Annotated in this window: 14 protein-coding genes; 6 read left to right on the forward strand and 8 right to left on the reverse strand. The window is 66.6% G+C overall.

Features of this window, described 5'->3' with window-relative positions:
* The first annotated feature begins 53 nt into the window (after positions 1-53).
* Entirely contained in the window at positions 54-1,544 is a 1,491-nt protein-coding gene (locus tag QX121_RS17660) for an acetyl-CoA hydrolase/transferase family protein (RefSeq protein WP_315812615.1), read from the forward strand.
* On the opposite strand, the gene QX121_RS17665 is transcribed toward QX121_RS17660, so the two are convergent.
* Positions 1,531-2,379 carry an MBL fold metallo-hydrolase gene (locus QX121_RS17665; RefSeq protein WP_315812616.1) on the reverse strand — a complete coding sequence of 283 codons (849 nt, stop codon included), beginning with the start codon at positions 2,377-2,379 and terminating at the stop codon, positions 1,531-1,533. The two genes, QX121_RS17660 and QX121_RS17665, sit on opposite strands and share 14 nt — an antisense overlap.
* 97 nt (positions 2,380-2,476) lie before the next feature.
* On the opposite strand from QX121_RS17665, the gene QX121_RS17670 reads away from it, so the two are divergent.
* The gene (locus tag QX121_RS17670; protein WP_315812617.1) at positions 2,477-3,376 is read left to right on the forward strand and encodes a LysR family transcriptional regulator; all 900 of its coding nucleotides are present in this window, start codon (positions 2,477-2,479) and stop codon (positions 3,374-3,376) included.
* Here QX121_RS17670 and QX121_RS17675 read toward each other — a convergent pair.
* Both QX121_RS17675 and QX121_RS17680 read right to left on the reverse strand, forming a co-directional pair.
* A complete protein-coding gene (locus QX121_RS17675; protein ID WP_315777555.1) occupies positions 3,373-4,134 on the reverse strand; it encodes a hypothetical protein in 762 nt (253 codons plus the stop codon). The two genes, QX121_RS17670 and QX121_RS17675, sit on opposite strands and share 4 nt — an antisense overlap.
* 19 nt (positions 4,135-4,153) lie before the next feature.
* The gene (locus tag QX121_RS17680) at positions 4,154-4,342 is read right to left on the reverse strand and encodes a hypothetical protein (RefSeq protein WP_315756485.1); all 189 of its coding nucleotides are present in this window, start codon (positions 4,340-4,342) and stop codon (positions 4,154-4,156) included.
* A 398-nt stretch (positions 4,343-4,740) separates the two neighbouring features.
* On the opposite strand from QX121_RS17680, the gene QX121_RS17685 reads away from it, so the two are divergent.
* Positions 4,741-5,694, forward strand: a complete 954-nt coding sequence (locus QX121_RS17685; RefSeq protein ID WP_315777553.1) for a DUF2336 domain-containing protein — start codon at positions 4,741-4,743, stop codon at positions 5,692-5,694.
* 32 nt (positions 5,695-5,726) lie between these two features.
* On the opposite strand, the gene QX121_RS17690 is transcribed toward QX121_RS17685, so the two are convergent.
* From QX121_RS17690 to QX121_RS17700, 3 genes are read right to left on the reverse strand one after another with little or no spacing between them, the layout of a single operon-like run.
* Positions 5,727-6,077 (reverse strand): DUF1491 family protein, encoded by a 351-nt coding sequence (locus QX121_RS17690; protein ID WP_315739860.1) that lies wholly within the window; start codon positions 6,075-6,077, stop codon positions 5,727-5,729.
* 50 nt (positions 6,078-6,127) lie between these two features.
* Positions 6,128-6,820: a peptidoglycan-binding domain-containing protein gene (locus QX121_RS17695; protein WP_315812618.1), complete on the reverse strand. Its 693-nt coding sequence runs from the start codon at positions 6,818-6,820 to the stop codon at positions 6,128-6,130.
* On the reverse strand, positions 6,813-8,576 hold the full coding sequence (locus QX121_RS17700; protein ID WP_315812619.1) for a PAS domain-containing sensor histidine kinase: 1,764 nt from the start codon (positions 8,574-8,576) through the stop codon (positions 6,813-6,815). Before QX121_RS17700 ends, QX121_RS17695 begins: the two co-directional genes overlap by 8 nt.
* A 452-nt stretch (positions 8,577-9,028) precedes the next feature.
* Here QX121_RS17700 and QX121_RS17705 point away from each other — a divergent pair, with 452 nt between their 5' ends.
* Entirely contained in the window at positions 9,029-9,490 is a 462-nt protein-coding gene (locus QX121_RS17705; RefSeq protein ID WP_315785132.1) for a DUF5330 domain-containing protein, read from the forward strand.
* A gap of 74 nt (positions 9,491-9,564) precedes the next feature.
* Complete coding sequence (locus QX121_RS17710) at positions 9,565-9,990, forward strand: SufE family protein (RefSeq protein ID WP_315739864.1); 426 nt, start codon at positions 9,565-9,567, stop codon at positions 9,988-9,990.
* Between the two features lie 9 nt (positions 9,991-9,999).
* On the opposite strand, the gene QX121_RS17715 is transcribed toward QX121_RS17710, so the two are convergent.
* Together QX121_RS17715 and QX121_RS17720 are read right to left on the reverse strand one after the other, a co-directional pair.
* The gene (locus QX121_RS17715) at positions 10,000-10,416 is read right to left on the reverse strand and encodes a MucR family transcriptional regulator (RefSeq protein ID WP_172112134.1); all 417 of its coding nucleotides are present in this window, start codon (positions 10,414-10,416) and stop codon (positions 10,000-10,002) included.
* Positions 10,417-10,645: 229 nt separating this feature from the next.
* The gene (locus QX121_RS17720) at positions 10,646-11,578 is read right to left on the reverse strand and encodes a hypothetical protein (RefSeq protein ID WP_315739866.1); all 933 of its coding nucleotides are present in this window, start codon (positions 11,576-11,578) and stop codon (positions 10,646-10,648) included.
* Between the two features lie 441 nt (positions 11,579-12,019).
* Between QX121_RS17720 and QX121_RS17725 the strand changes: the two genes are divergently transcribed.
* Positions 12,020-13,672: a glycosyltransferase family 39 protein gene (locus tag QX121_RS17725; protein ID WP_315785123.1), complete on the forward strand. Its 1,653-nt coding sequence runs from the start codon at positions 12,020-12,022 to the stop codon at positions 13,670-13,672.
* Positions 13,673-13,676 lie beyond the last annotated feature (4 nt).

Below are 13,676 nucleotides of genomic sequence, written 5' to 3' on the forward strand. Positions count from 1 at the left end.
CCTTAAACAGCGCGGACTTGGCGGTCTGGACGATCGCGCATGGAGTTTGCACGATGAGTTCATCGCAGGTGATGTCACAGGCGCTGCGCGCCAAGATCATGTCGGCGGACGAGGCTGCCGCGCTGGTCGAGCCCGGCAACCATGTCGGCATGAGCGGCTTCACCGGGTCGGGCTACCCGAAAGCGGTGCCGCTCGCGCTGGCGCGCCGGATCGAAGCCGCGCATGCGCGCGGCGAGCCGTTCCGCGTCGGCGTGTGGACCGGGGCAAGCACCGCGCCCGAGCTCGACGGCGCACTCGCCCGGGCTGATGGCATCGACCTGCGCCTGCCTTATCAGTCCGATCCGGCGACACGACAGCGCATCAACGCCGGCAGCATCGACTATATCGATCTGCATCTCAGCCATGTCGCACAGTTCGTGTGGTTTGGCTTTCTCGGCCATCTCGACGTCGCCGTGATCGAATGCGCCGGCATCCTGCCCGACGGGCGGCTGATCCCATCGACCTCGATCGGCAACAACAAGACCTGGCTCGATCTGGCGGACCGCGTCATCATCGAAGTCAATTCGTGGATGAACCCGGCGCTGCTCGGCATGCACGACATCTATTACGGCACGCGCCTGCCGCCACATCGCAAACCGATCCCGATCGTGGCGCCCGGCGACCGCATCGGCGAGACCACCTATCGCTGCAATCCGGACAAGGTCATCGCGGTCGTCGAGACCCATGCGCCGGACCGCAACACGAGCTTCGCCGCGCCCGACGATGTCTCCGGCGCGATCGCCGGGCACATCCTGGAGTTCTTCGCACACGAGGTGAAGCAGGGCCGCCTGCCGCGCAATCTGCTGCCGCTGCAATCCGGCGTCGGCAATGTCGCGAACGCCGTCATGGCCGGGCTCGACGACGGGCCGTTCCCGCATCTCACCGCCTACACCGAGGTGCTGCAGGACGGCATGCTGAATTTGATCCGCTCGGGCCGGATGGATCTCGCTTCCGCGACCGCATTGTCGCTGAGCTCGGAAGCTGCGATCGAATTCAATCGCGAGATCGAGTTCCTGCGCGACCGCATCGTGCTGCGGCCGCAGGAGATCTCCAACCATCCCGAGGTGATCCGCCGGCTCGGCGTCATCGCCATGAACGGCATGATCGAGGCCGACATCTACGGCAACGTCAATTCGACCCATGTCCGCGGCAGCAGCATCATGAACGGCATCGGCGGCTCCGGGGACTTCGCCCGCAACGCCTATCTATCGATCTTCATGACGCCCTCGACGGCAAAGAATGGGACGATCTCCTGCATCGTGCCGATGGTCACCCATGTCGACCACACCGAGCACGACGTACAGGTTCTCGTGACCGAACGCGGCCTCGCCGATCTGCGCGGCCTGTCGCCGAAACAGCGGGCCCGCGCCATCATCGACCAGGCGGCGCATCCCAAATTCCGGCCGGCGCTGGCGGACTATTTCGAACGCGCCTGCCGTGATTCGACCGGCAAGCACACGCCGCATCTGCTCGAGGAGGCGTTCCGCCTGCTCAGGCCGGAATGAGCGCTGCGGCCCGATCACCGCAGCGGCACGTCTCGTAGGCAACGGGATCGTGGCTGTTCACGATCGTGACCCGGTCGCCATGGTCGCATTTCAGGCGCCGCAGCCGCTCCTGGTTGGCGATCCGCATCGCGCGATCCTGATCGCCCTTGCGCTGGAATAGCCCGAGCAGCAGCGGCATGCGTGGCCGCGGATCGAGCTGGCCGTGGAAGAAATAGGCATCGCCGGCGTGCAGCAGCCATTCGTCGCCGCGACGCACGGCGACGCCGCAATGCCCGCGCGTATGGCCCGGCAGAGGAATGATCAGGATGTCGCCGCTGCGATCGACGGCAGCGCGGACACCGCGAAAGCCGAACCAGTCCTCGCCATCACCGCCGTAGAACTGCCAGTCGGGACGATGCCGCCATTGGCCGGCGACGTAGCGGCCGCGCGGCGGCGCCGGAGAGCCCTCGACGGCCATCGCATGCTCCGCGCGATGAACGTGCACCTTGGCCTTCGGGAAATCGCCGATGCCACCGGCGTGGTCACGGTCGAGATGAGTGAGCAGGATGTGCCTGACGTCATCAGGCGAGAAGCCCAATGCCCGCACCTGCTGCAGCGCCGTCTCCGACGCATCGAGAAGCGGCGCGGCCTGCCTCACCCAGCGTGCCCCCAATCGTGCGGGCACGGCGATGTCGCCGGTGCCGATGCCGGTGTCGACGAGGACGAGGCCGTCATCGCTTTCGATCAGCAGGCAGTGGCAGACGAGGCGGGCGCGCGCGAACAGGCCGCCGCTGCCGCTCACCAGCCGACCGCCGCGTGGACACATCGTGCCGGTGTTGAGGTGGTGGACGCGCATCGATCTCCTCCTTCATTGCCGATATCGGGCGCATCCTTGCGTGCCGGCCTGAGATAAGTAAAATATTGATCAGTGATACGCATCATAGGCAGCTCCTATGGATATCCGCGAGCTCCGCTATTTCTCCGCCGTGTTCGAGGAACGCAGCCTGACCAGGGCCGCGGCGCGCTGCTTCGTCTCGCAGCCATCGATTTCGCTGGCGATCGCCAATCTCGAGGCCGAGCTCGGCACCGAACTGTTCCTCCGCCACCGCAAGGGTGTCGTGCCGCTGGAGGCGGCCGAACGCCTGCAGCCGATCGCCCGCCGGATCGTCGGCGAGGCCGATGCCGCCCGCAACCTGTTCCGGCACGGCGCGCCGAAGCAGGCGCTCAAGCTCGGGCTCATGCGCACCCTTGACGGACGCCGCGTGACCGCGCTGCTCAAGCCGCTCACGGCGCGCGAGGATCTCAGGCTTCACATCGTCGGTCCGACCGAGCGGGCCGACGGACGCATCGTCTCAAAAAGCCTGGTCGGCGACGGCGAGCATTTCCTGCCGCTGTGGAGAGAGCGCTATGTCGCGGCGCTCCCGCTCGCGCATCCGCTCACGCTGAAGCCGCGCTTGCGCGCGGCCGACCTCGCCGACGTCGCCATGATCGACCGCTGCCATTGCGAGCACAGCGCGCTGGCGCGACGCAGCGGCGGGCCGCGCGAGATCGCCGCCATCGCCGAAACCGAGGATTGGGCCCTGGCGCTGGTCGCCGCCGGCGTCGGCGTCGCGATCGTTCCCGAAGGCGTCGTGCACGGCCGAAGCGACGTTGCGGTCCGCGAGATCGAGATGACGTTGAAGCGCCAGGTCGGCCTCGCCTACTCCGCCTCGCGCGCCCCATCCGAGGCGCTGAAGATCCTGATCGCAACGCTGCGCGCGGCAGCGCCGCAGAAGCTCCGTGCGACAGCAGGGCGGCAAAAGGGAGCACCGGCCAAGCGAGGCCGGCGCCGGAGCAAGGTCGTGCCGGGCTAGCCCCGCGTCGTCAGCGGCCGTTCGATCAGGGGCCGCGCCGCGACCGGCGGATTGGCGGTCTGAGCCGCCAGTTCATGGATCAGGCGATCGGCGTCGGCGGCCAATCCGTCGGGAGCCTGGAGCACCAGGCGCTCCAAGGCCCAGCGGTAGGACGAGACGCGCTGCTCCAGGCTGATCTGCACCCATTGCACGATCAGCGAGTTCTCCTGCATGCGCGCGACCGCATCGGCCTTCTCGCGCGGCGAGAGCTCGGTCATGTATCTCATGCTGGCATCGCGCTTGCGGTCGAGATCGATGACGCGGATGGCCGATGCGAAGAACGGCTCGAAGCGGGTGATGTCGTCGCGCACGTCGTCGATCAACTGGGCGTAGCGCGAGGCGTGCGAGCGGTGCGGCTCGTCGATCAGGGCGCGGCCATAGGCGGTGCGGTCGAACACGACCTTCTGGCGCCAGGGCGAGGCCGACGGCTGATAGTCGCCGAACACGCTCTTCCAGGCAGGGCGCGAATGCGGCGGCTCGATCAGCGGATAAGCGAGATCGCGCAGCTGGCGCTCGTTGTCGGTCAGTTGGAATTGCGATGGGTTGACGCCGACGCTGGCGGTGGCTTCCGCCCCGATCCATTTGTGCATGTCGTCATTGCGCATGTCGGCGCGGGTGCGACCGAAATCGCCGCCGCTGCAGGCGCCGAGCAGTCCGCCGACGAGAACGAGTGCGAGGACCGGCAGCGCGCGCCGGGCCGGATTCACGATGGCCGGCATTCCCGTTTCCCCCGACCTGTCAGCGGCGACGGCGGCGGCGGCTTGGCGCTGTGCCCTCGCGGGGCCCGCGGTCGTCGGTCGGGGTCTCGCGCTCGATCCGAACGACGGGAAGAATCAGGATCGTTCCCATGCCCTCCTGCGGCGCGCCGGTCACGGCAGGCCGCGCGCGACGCGCAACGTCCGCCGGGAATTCAATGATGGTCGCCATGTTGACTCTCTTTCGTGCCCGAAGTTCTGACCCCCTGAAAACTCCCCGTCGCCCGAACTTCGCAGGCAAGAGGGCACGCAGAACTGACGATCACGAATGCCGGCGCATGAAGCTGCACGTTGGCATTCGGCGCGGCGAAGATCAGGCTGGCCGCGTGACGCGGCCAAGGCGAGATCATCGAACGGATCGATTAAGATCAGGACGTGGTTAAGAGGATATTAATGCGCGGGCCGCCCGACACGGATCGCGTGCACCGGCGGGAGAGAAGGCAAGCCAGCGTTGCGCCTTTGTCTCACCGGGTCATTTCGGCCCATCTTCACCGATTGTTTTCCTTAACGCCGCATTAAAACAACTCCGCTCTAATCGGCGCAACGATTGCCGAAGTTGCGTACCCCGACATGACAAGATCATCGCTGTTCCCCGGCTTCGACGGGTTGCTCACGCTCTCGCGCCGCGAGGGCGTGGACATCAAGCCCACTCTGCTGCGCGTCCTGACCGACCTCTATGTCCAGGCGAGCGCGCATTCCGCCGACGAGGAGCGGCAGTTCGTCGAATTGGCCTCCCGTCTGGTCGACGACGTCGATGATGCGACCCGTGCGGCGGTTCGAGCGCGGCTGGCGATCTATCCGGCGACGCCGATCGAGATTTTGAACAAGCTGGGCTTGCGCCCGGCGCAGAGCGAGCCGACGCCGCCGCTCGCCGGCCCCATTCCCGCATCGCTTCGCGCGTCGTCTCCGATCCCGCCGCGCGACGACGCGGCGTCTGGATTGTCGATGCAGCCGAAGGATGCCGCCGAGCTCAGCGAGATGTTCATGCGCGCCGCCTCGCACGAACGCATCGCCATCCTGCAGAACCTCGCCACCACGCCGCTAAGACCCGCCGCGCCGACGCCGTTGCACCGCGCGGTGCATGCGATCGAGGCGCTCGAGATGGCCGCCTTCAACGCCGACGTCGAGACGTTCACGATCGAGCTCGGCGAGAGCCTGATCCTGCCCTCACGCATGACCCACGAGGTCGTCAACGACCCGAACGGCGAGCCGCTGGCCTGCGCCGCAAAGGCGCTCGGCATGCCGGCGCCGGTGTTCGAGCGCGTGCTGCTGTTCCTCAAGCCGGAGATGGGCCAGTCGGTCCAGACCGTGTTTCGGCTGTCACGCTTCTACGAGCGCCTCAGCGAGCGCGCGGCGCTGATCATGCTGGCGGCCTGGCGCGGCTCCGGGATGGCCGCGATCAGGGCCAAGCATCGCACGGCGCTCTATGACGACGAACGTCAGCACGTCCGTGGCAGCACGGCGCGGGCCGGCACCGCGACGCGGCCGATCGTGCGCACGGGGACCGACGGCTTCAAGCGATGACGCGCGATCGCTGTCCCGAATCTTGGCGATGATCAGGGACGCTCGCGCACGAGATCGAGAAAATGACGGCCCTGCCTGTCCTCGGTCTCGATGATCCAGGCGTCGGGATCGAAGCGCAGCTCCTTGACCAGGCGTTCCTCGATCTGCGCTTCCTCGATCGGCTGCGGCGATATCGGTACGAAGAAGCGGTCGATCGGCCGGCTGTCGTCATAGACGGTCTGCGGCGCGGGAACATAGAGCTGGGCCGTGCCGTCCATCAGCGCGACCTTGACGAACACCGCGCCGGCTTCCTCGGCGCCACGGTGGCGGATCGCGCTGAACGCGCCGGCCGACTGGCAACGCCGCAGATAGGCGCTCACCCAGATGCTGCTCTTCAATCGCATGATGGTTCGATGCAGGTGCAAGCGCGCTGCAAGTCGCAGCCGCCCCTGCTCTATTCGATCGGGTGACCTATGACAATCGCAAGCTCGCGCACCAGGCGGTCCGACACCTGGCCCGTCACCGGCAGCTTGCGCTCGCGCTCGAACTTCTGGATCGCGGCCTGGGTGTCGGAGCCGACCATTCCCGTCGGCTTCAACTGGCCATAGCCGTATTCGGTCAGCGCACGCTGGACCGCGGCGACACGGCGGACATTGCCGCCCTGCTGCGTCGGCTGCGGACGCGGCACGTTGCCCTGACCGCCGCTGACCGAGCGGACGAGATCGGCCAGCGGATCGGCATATTTCTGATCCGGACGCGCCTCGGTGGCGCGCTGCTCAACCGCCCTCTGCTCCGCCGCCCTGGTTTCAGCGGGCCGCGTCTCGATCACCTTCGGATCCAACGGCGAGATGTCCATCGGCCGGGGCCGCGGCAGCGGATTGGAGCTCGTCAGATTGGGCGGAACGGTCACGATGGACCCGAACATCGGCGCCGGATGCGGTCCGGATTGCAGGAACACGGCATTGACGATGATGGCGCTGCCGGCCGCGCAGGCCAGCAGGCCCGCAAACAGATCCTTGGGGCTGTAGAGCATGGCCCGCAGCAGCCAGCCGCGCTCGTCCGCCACGTCGACGACGGCCGCAGCCGCGGCAGCGCGCTTGCGACGGCGCGGCGGCGCCGGATCATCCTCTGCAGCTCGTCTAGGCACTCTTCTTCACCTGCATGACCTGCCCTGGCAGGGCGGAGCGCGAGGGCGACAGCGGCGTGATGGTGGCGCCCGCGGTCGCCTCGGCCACGAAGTTGATCGGCAGCGCGATCGTGACCGTGGTCCCCTCGTCGATCTTGCTTTCTATCGACATTTCGCCGCCGTGCAAGTTCACGAGGCTCTTGACGATCGACAGACCGAGGCCGGTTCCCTCGTGACGGCGCTGGTAGGTCTTGCCGGCCTGGAAGAACGGATCGCCGATGCGCTTGAGATCATCGGCGGCGATGCCGACGCCGGTGTCGGTGATTCGCAGCAGCAGGCGCGCGCCGTCGACGCCGGCAGAGACCGTGACACGGCCGCCGCGCTCGGTGAACTTGATGGCATTGGAGACGAGGTTGAGCACGATCTGCTTGAAGGCGCGCGGATCACCGGTGACCATCGGCAGATCCTGCGGCACGTCGGCCGACAGATCGACACCGTTCTCGCGCGCCCGCAGCGCCAGCAGGTTGCAGCAATTGATCAGCGCCGCGCGCGGCGCGAACGGCTCCGGCGTCAGCTCGAAATTGCCGGACTCCATCTTCGACATGTCGAGGATGCCGTTCACGACCGACAGCAGATGCTGGCCGGAATCGTTGATGAGCTGCGCATATTCGCGACGCCGCGCGGCGTTCAGCACCAGCATTTGCTCCTGCATCAGCATCTCCGAGAAGCCGATGATGGCGTTCAAGGGCGTGCGCAGCTCGTGGCTCATGGTGGCGAGGAATCGCGTCTTCGCGGCGTCGGCGCGCTCGGCGGCGCTGCGCGCCAATTCGAGCGCCTGCTCCTGCAGCTTGCGGTCGGTGACGTCGCGCATGACCGCGACCACCTCCTGCTCCGATCCGCCCGGCGCCACGCCGATGCGGTCGAGCGGGCGGCAACGCATTTCGACCCAGATAAAATCGACCGGATGCTGAAAGCCGCGCCCCTCGCCCGGCGCATCGCGGCGCAGGCGGAACTCGACGCTCGAGGCTTCGCTGCCGCCTGCCGCCTCCGACAGCGCCGTGAGATAGGCCGGCCGGTCGACAACATGGACGCGTTCGAACAGGCCATGGCCGTGCAACTGCGCGACCGGCGCGCCGAGCAGCGTCTCGACCGCGGGCGAGATGAACATGACAGCGCCGTTGCGGCGATGACGGGAGATCACGTCGCTCATGTTGCGCGCGAGCAGGCGATAGCGCTCCTCCTCCATCGACAGCAGCGTCACGCTGGTGCGCGCGAGCGTGTCGGCGGCAAAGGCGAGCACGGCCGCATAGAGCGTCGCGGAGGCGACGCCGAAGGCGAGCAGCACGGTGCGCAAGGCGGGGGTGGTCTCGGGCTTCGGCAGCCAGCCGAAATGACCGATGAGGATGAGCAGCAGCGCGCAGCACAGCGCGAGCCCCGCGGAGAACACGACGACGCGGCGCGAGGCCGAGAACGAGGCTTCCAGGGGAACGACGATCAGCCACACCGCAGCAAAGGATTCGATGCCGCCGGTCTCGATCGAGACCGCCATGATCAACGCCGACAACGCCAGCGACGACAGCGCGCAGGCGCTCTCGTAGCGGCCGGTGCGCGACAGATACCAGGACAGCAGGATGGGCGCGATCAGCCACGACAGCGCGCCGACCTCGAGCGCGCTCGGCGCGCCGCGCATCGCGAGATAGGCAGGAAACACAGCGAAGACGGCGAGGCTGCCCAGCAGGCGCGGCGCGATGAAGGCGCGGTGACGCGCGCGCGTCATCGCATCAGTTCGAGCCGATGGATGCAATAACGCATCGAGACAATCGCGGATGATACTCAACACACTCACGGCTCTCGCGCCTCGGCCTGTCGGTCGTTCTCACAAAGAGAACGCGCCGGGACGCCCCCTGTCGTCGGAAGTCACCGTGTCAGACTCGCATTAAGCGAACGCTAAGGGCCAGACTGCGGTAAGCCCGCCATTCGGCCGGGATGGTGAATGCATCGTTTCCGGCCGGGCCTGCGGTTGCGAAAGCTGTGCGATCTACAGCCGGTTGCGCGGCGCATGCGGCCCGCGCCAATGAAAAATTTACTCCGAAGAAAATCCGGCCTCCGGCTTCGCGAAATCTCAACCAATTAAGCCCAATGCAAGCAGTCGCGACATAGAACAATCAGCTGCGATCCCGGTTGCGCGATTTGAGCACGCGAGATCAGCAGCACGGTCGGGGTTGCGTGATGTTCTTTCTGCTTCGGATGGCATTCTGGCTCGGGCTCGTGCTGGTGCTGCTGCCGCGCGAGAAGAGCCAAGACGCCGACAAGCTGCCGCAGATCAATGCGCACGAAGCCGTGCAAGCTGCGACCGCCGCCGTCTCCGACATGAGCCAGTTCTGCAAGCGGCAGCCGCAGGCCTGCGAGGTCGGCGGCCAGGCTGCGACCGTCATCGGCCACCGCGCCCAGGAAGGCGCGCGCAAGATCTACCAGATCATCACCGACAAGGCCGATGCCGCGGAGAAGCCGGCCGGCGCCGACAAGTTCATCGGCCCGGTGAAACCGGCCAGTCTCGACAAGCGCGGCAACGATCACACCGGCTCGATCGACGCCCCCGTGGTCGAGGAGGTTCCGCCGGGCGACGCGCCGGCCGACACGCTCTCGGCCGACGATCTCGCCGCCGAATGGCAACTGCCGCCGACGCCCTGAACCGGCGGAACCGACTGTCGCTTTCGCCGTCCCGAACGCCTATATGAAGGCCGATATCGGGACCGAAGAGCATCATGACGATCGACGACATCCGCGACAATTTCGCCCTGCTCGACGACTGGGACGACCGCTACCGCTACGTGATCGAGCTCGGCCGCACCTTGGCGCCGATGCCGGAGGACGAGCACTCCGCCGCGAACAAGGTGCAGGGCTGCGCCAGCCAGGTCTGGTTGTCGAAGCACGTCGATCGCAGCAGCGCCGTGCCGGTGCTGAACTATCTCGGCGACAGCGACGCCCATATCGTTCGCGGTCTGATCGCAATTCTGCTCACGCTGTATTCTGGGCGGACGCCGCAGGAGATCATGACCATCGATGCGCCCGCCGTGTTCGACGAGCTCGGGTTCCGCGAGCACCTGACGCCGCAGCGCTCCAACGGCCTGCGCTCGATGGTCGAGCGCATCCGTGCCGACGCCCGCGAAGCGCTCGCCACGGCGTCCTGATCGGTTCGGCTACTTCTCCCGCTCGGGCCGCTGCTGGCCCAGGCCCATCTTCTTGGCGAGCTGCGACCGGGTGACCGCATAGTTGGGCGCCACCATCGGGTAGTCCGGCGGCAGGTTCCATTTGTCGCGGTATTGTTCCGGCGTCATGTTGTACTGCGTGCGCAGATGCCGCCGCAGGGACTTGAAGCGCTTGCCGTCCTCGAGACAGACCAGATAGTCCGGGTGGATCGATTTCTTGACCGGCACCGCCGGCCGCGCCGGCTCCGGCGCGGGCTCGCTTCGTCCCGCCGCGACCCGGGTCAACGCGGCATGCACCTGGCTGATCAGCGAGGGAATCTCCGCCGCCGGGGTCGGGTTGTTGCTGAGATAGGCCGACACGATGTCGGCCGTCAGATCGATAAAGCTCTTGCCGGCCGCTTCGGTCATCGAACCCTCATCCCGCTCCGCCCTGTGACCGTCGATCGCAAAGTATCCCTCGATCGCAAGTATCACTCACGCCGAGTGACAGCGTTGTCTCGCGATTCTACAAGCAATATGGGCAATTGACTGGCAAAATGACAAGATAGTGAGGACTTCTTCTTGAGAAGTCTGTCACCTGCCAAGTACTGTGTACCACATTCCAGACGCGCTCAACCTGACCGTGTGGTCTGGCCCGTCAGGAGCGGCCTTCGAGATGGGTGCGCAGCTCGTCGATCGACGCGAAGCGCATCATCCCTTCGGGCATCTGCGCCTCGATCGACCCGTCGGAATAGAGCGAATAGGCCATCCCATCCACCACGCCCGACTTGACGATGCTGACGGCCGGCGCGTCCAGGTCCTTCGGCTCGGGCGGCGGCGGGGTTGGCTCGGGCTCGACGAAAGCCGGTGCGGCCCGCGCCAGGCGCCGCGGGAAGGGCGGGCGCAGGGGCTCCGGCGTCCGCGTCCGCTCCGGTCGCGACCAGCCATTGTCGAACGACGAATCCGATTCGGTTGCGGCGGGCTCGTCCAGCGGCACGGGCGGCGGGTCGCTGAGGGGCGGAGACCGGAAATCCGTCGGCGGCGGCTCGGCGCCGCGCTTCTCGGCGCGCTCCCGCTCGCGGCGCGACGAAGACGCAAACAGCAGGTTGCGCTTGGGCCGCTCGGCGGGTTCGGCCGGCGGCTCATCCGAGGCCGGCTTCGACTCGCGCAGCGAGGCCGACAAGGGAGACGAGGACAGTGGCGACGACGACACCCCCGAGGACAAGGGAGACGACAGGTCCGGCATGCGGGGACGCGGACGTGGCGAGCCGCCCTCGCGCCAGACGTCCTCCGTCGGCGGCACCGGGGCGGTCTCGAAGTCGGTCTTGCCGGCGGCGAGCGGGAGCTGAAGAGGCCTGGGTTCGGACTCAGCCTCAGCGCCCGGACGCGACCGCAGCCGACTCGAGATCATCTTCAGCTCGCTCAGGACGGCCGACAGTCCGAACAGGATCAGCCCACTGCAGACGCCAAGGGTCCCCGACAGGATCAGCGTGTTACCGACGCTGAACTCCTTGACTGGAATTCCCCAGGCGATCGCCCCGAGCCCGGCCAACACGGCGAGGGCCCCGGCGGCCAACATTGCACTCATCATCGAACTCATCCCCTAATGCGCCGGTTCCGGACGGTGTCCCGACCGAAATCACATTAGATAGTTGCGGTTGCCCGCGTCCTTGAATCCGGTTTCTAGTCCAAATCCGCGACAATTTGCAGCGGAAGTTCGGCCAATCCTGCTGAAGTTCTCGTCCGCCGTGCAGCCATCGTCATGATGCCGCCACAATATACATCGGCCAACCCTCGGCATTCATTGAGGTTCCTCCCGGGTTCTTCCGGCCCCCGTGGTTCAGCGGGCGTTCATTTGACTGTGCCAATATGGCGCTCAGCAGCCGAAATTCGGGTCCCCGCTGCGCTGCGAGAAGCATGCCTTCCCATAATTCCGACACCTCGGAAGCCGGGACGCGCTATACGGAGGCGGGGAACACAGGCCTGAAACGCGGAAGCGGGGTCGCCAGGGGACGCCGGGTTACACTCAGCCATGACAACGATAACCACTTCGGTCCTCGAGACGCCGACGCGGCGGTCCCTTGAGCGGACGTATGACGATCTTGCCATGTTCGCGCTTGCCGCGGTCGCGGTGGTGGCCGGGCTCACATTCCGGGATTACGGCCTCGGCTGGGATGATTACACCCATGCCGAATATGCCGATCTGTTGCTGCGCATGTACGGTTCCGGTTTCAGGGATCAGGCGGCGCTGTCGTTCGCCAACCTTTATATGTACGGCGGCGGCTTCGACATGGTTGCAGCCCTGCTGCACAAGATCCTGCCGCTGGAGCTGTTCGAGACCCGCCGGCTGGTCGGCGCCATCGTCGGGCTGATCGGCCTTGCCGTGACCTGGCGCCTGGCGCGCCGCATCGGCGGCCCGGTGGCCGGCCTTGCCGCCCTGCTGCTGCTGGCGCTCTGCCCGATCTTCTACGGCCACATGTTCATGAACCCGAAGGATGCGCCCTTCGCGGTGGCGATGGTGGTGCTGCTGATGGGCCTGGTCCGCCTCGCCGATGAGTATCCCTACCCCTCGCCGCGCACCATCCTGATCCTGGGCCTGGGGGCCGGCTTTGCGATCGGCTCGCGCATCCTGGGCGGCATGGCTGTCGTCTATGCGATGGTCGGCTTCCTGCCGCTGTTCATGGAGGAATACCGCACGCAAGGGCCGCGCGAGGCGATCCGCCGCTTCGCCCACGTGCTCTATGTGCTGATCCCCGGCCTGATCCTGGGCTACCTGATCATGGGACTGATCTGGCCCTGGTCGATCATCGAGCCGGCCAACCCGTTCCGGGCCCTGACCTACTTCTCGCACTTCTTCGAGAAGCCGTGGAAGGAGATGTTCGACGGTGCGCTGGTCTCAGTGCCGGACATGCCTTGGTCGTACCTGCCGACGCTGTTCGCGCTGCAGCTGCCTGAATTGATGATTGCGCTGTTCGTCGCCGGCGTCGTGGCCTCCATCATGTCGCTGTCGCGGCCCGACGTGCCGGCACGCCAGAAGAGCATCCTGTTGATGCTGACGCTGGCGGCGACGCTGCCGATCCTGATCGCGATCGTCAAACGCCCGGCGCTCTACAACGGCATCCGCCACTTCGTGTTCGTGATCCCGCCGATGGCGCTGCTCGGCGGCATCGCCTTCTCGTGGTTGCTGTCGTGGCTCAACGCCGACGAGCGCCGCAGCTGGCAGCCGGTGGCGATCGCCGCCTTCTGCTTCGGCCTGCTGCTGCCGCTGGCCGAGATGATCCGGCTGCATCCCTATCAGTACACCCACTTCAACTTCATCGCCGGCACCGTGCGCGAGGCCGACACCCGCTTCATGCTCGACTATTGGGGGCTGGCGTTGAAGCAGGCCTCCGACGGGCTGAAGGAGCAGCTCGACGAGCGCCAGGAGGTGCCGCCGATCGGGCACAAATGGAAGGTCGCGGTGTGCGGCCCGCAGCGTCCCGCCCAGGTCGCGCTCGGCCCCGATTTCACGATCGGCTGGGACAGCCATGCGGCCGACTTCGCCATGACGCTCGGCGAGTTCTACTGCAAGGGACTGACTGCCCCTGTCATGGTCGAGATCAAGCGCGACGACGTCGTGTTCGCCCGGGTCTACGACATCCGCGGCCGTAGCATTTCCAGCCTGCTGTCGATCCCGGCGCCCTGAGGCG

Origin of the sequence: Bradyrhizobium sp. SZCCHNR2028 (assembly GCF_032380995.1) — a bacterium.
GTDB lineage: Bacteria > Pseudomonadota > Alphaproteobacteria > Rhizobiales > Xanthobacteraceae > Bradyrhizobium.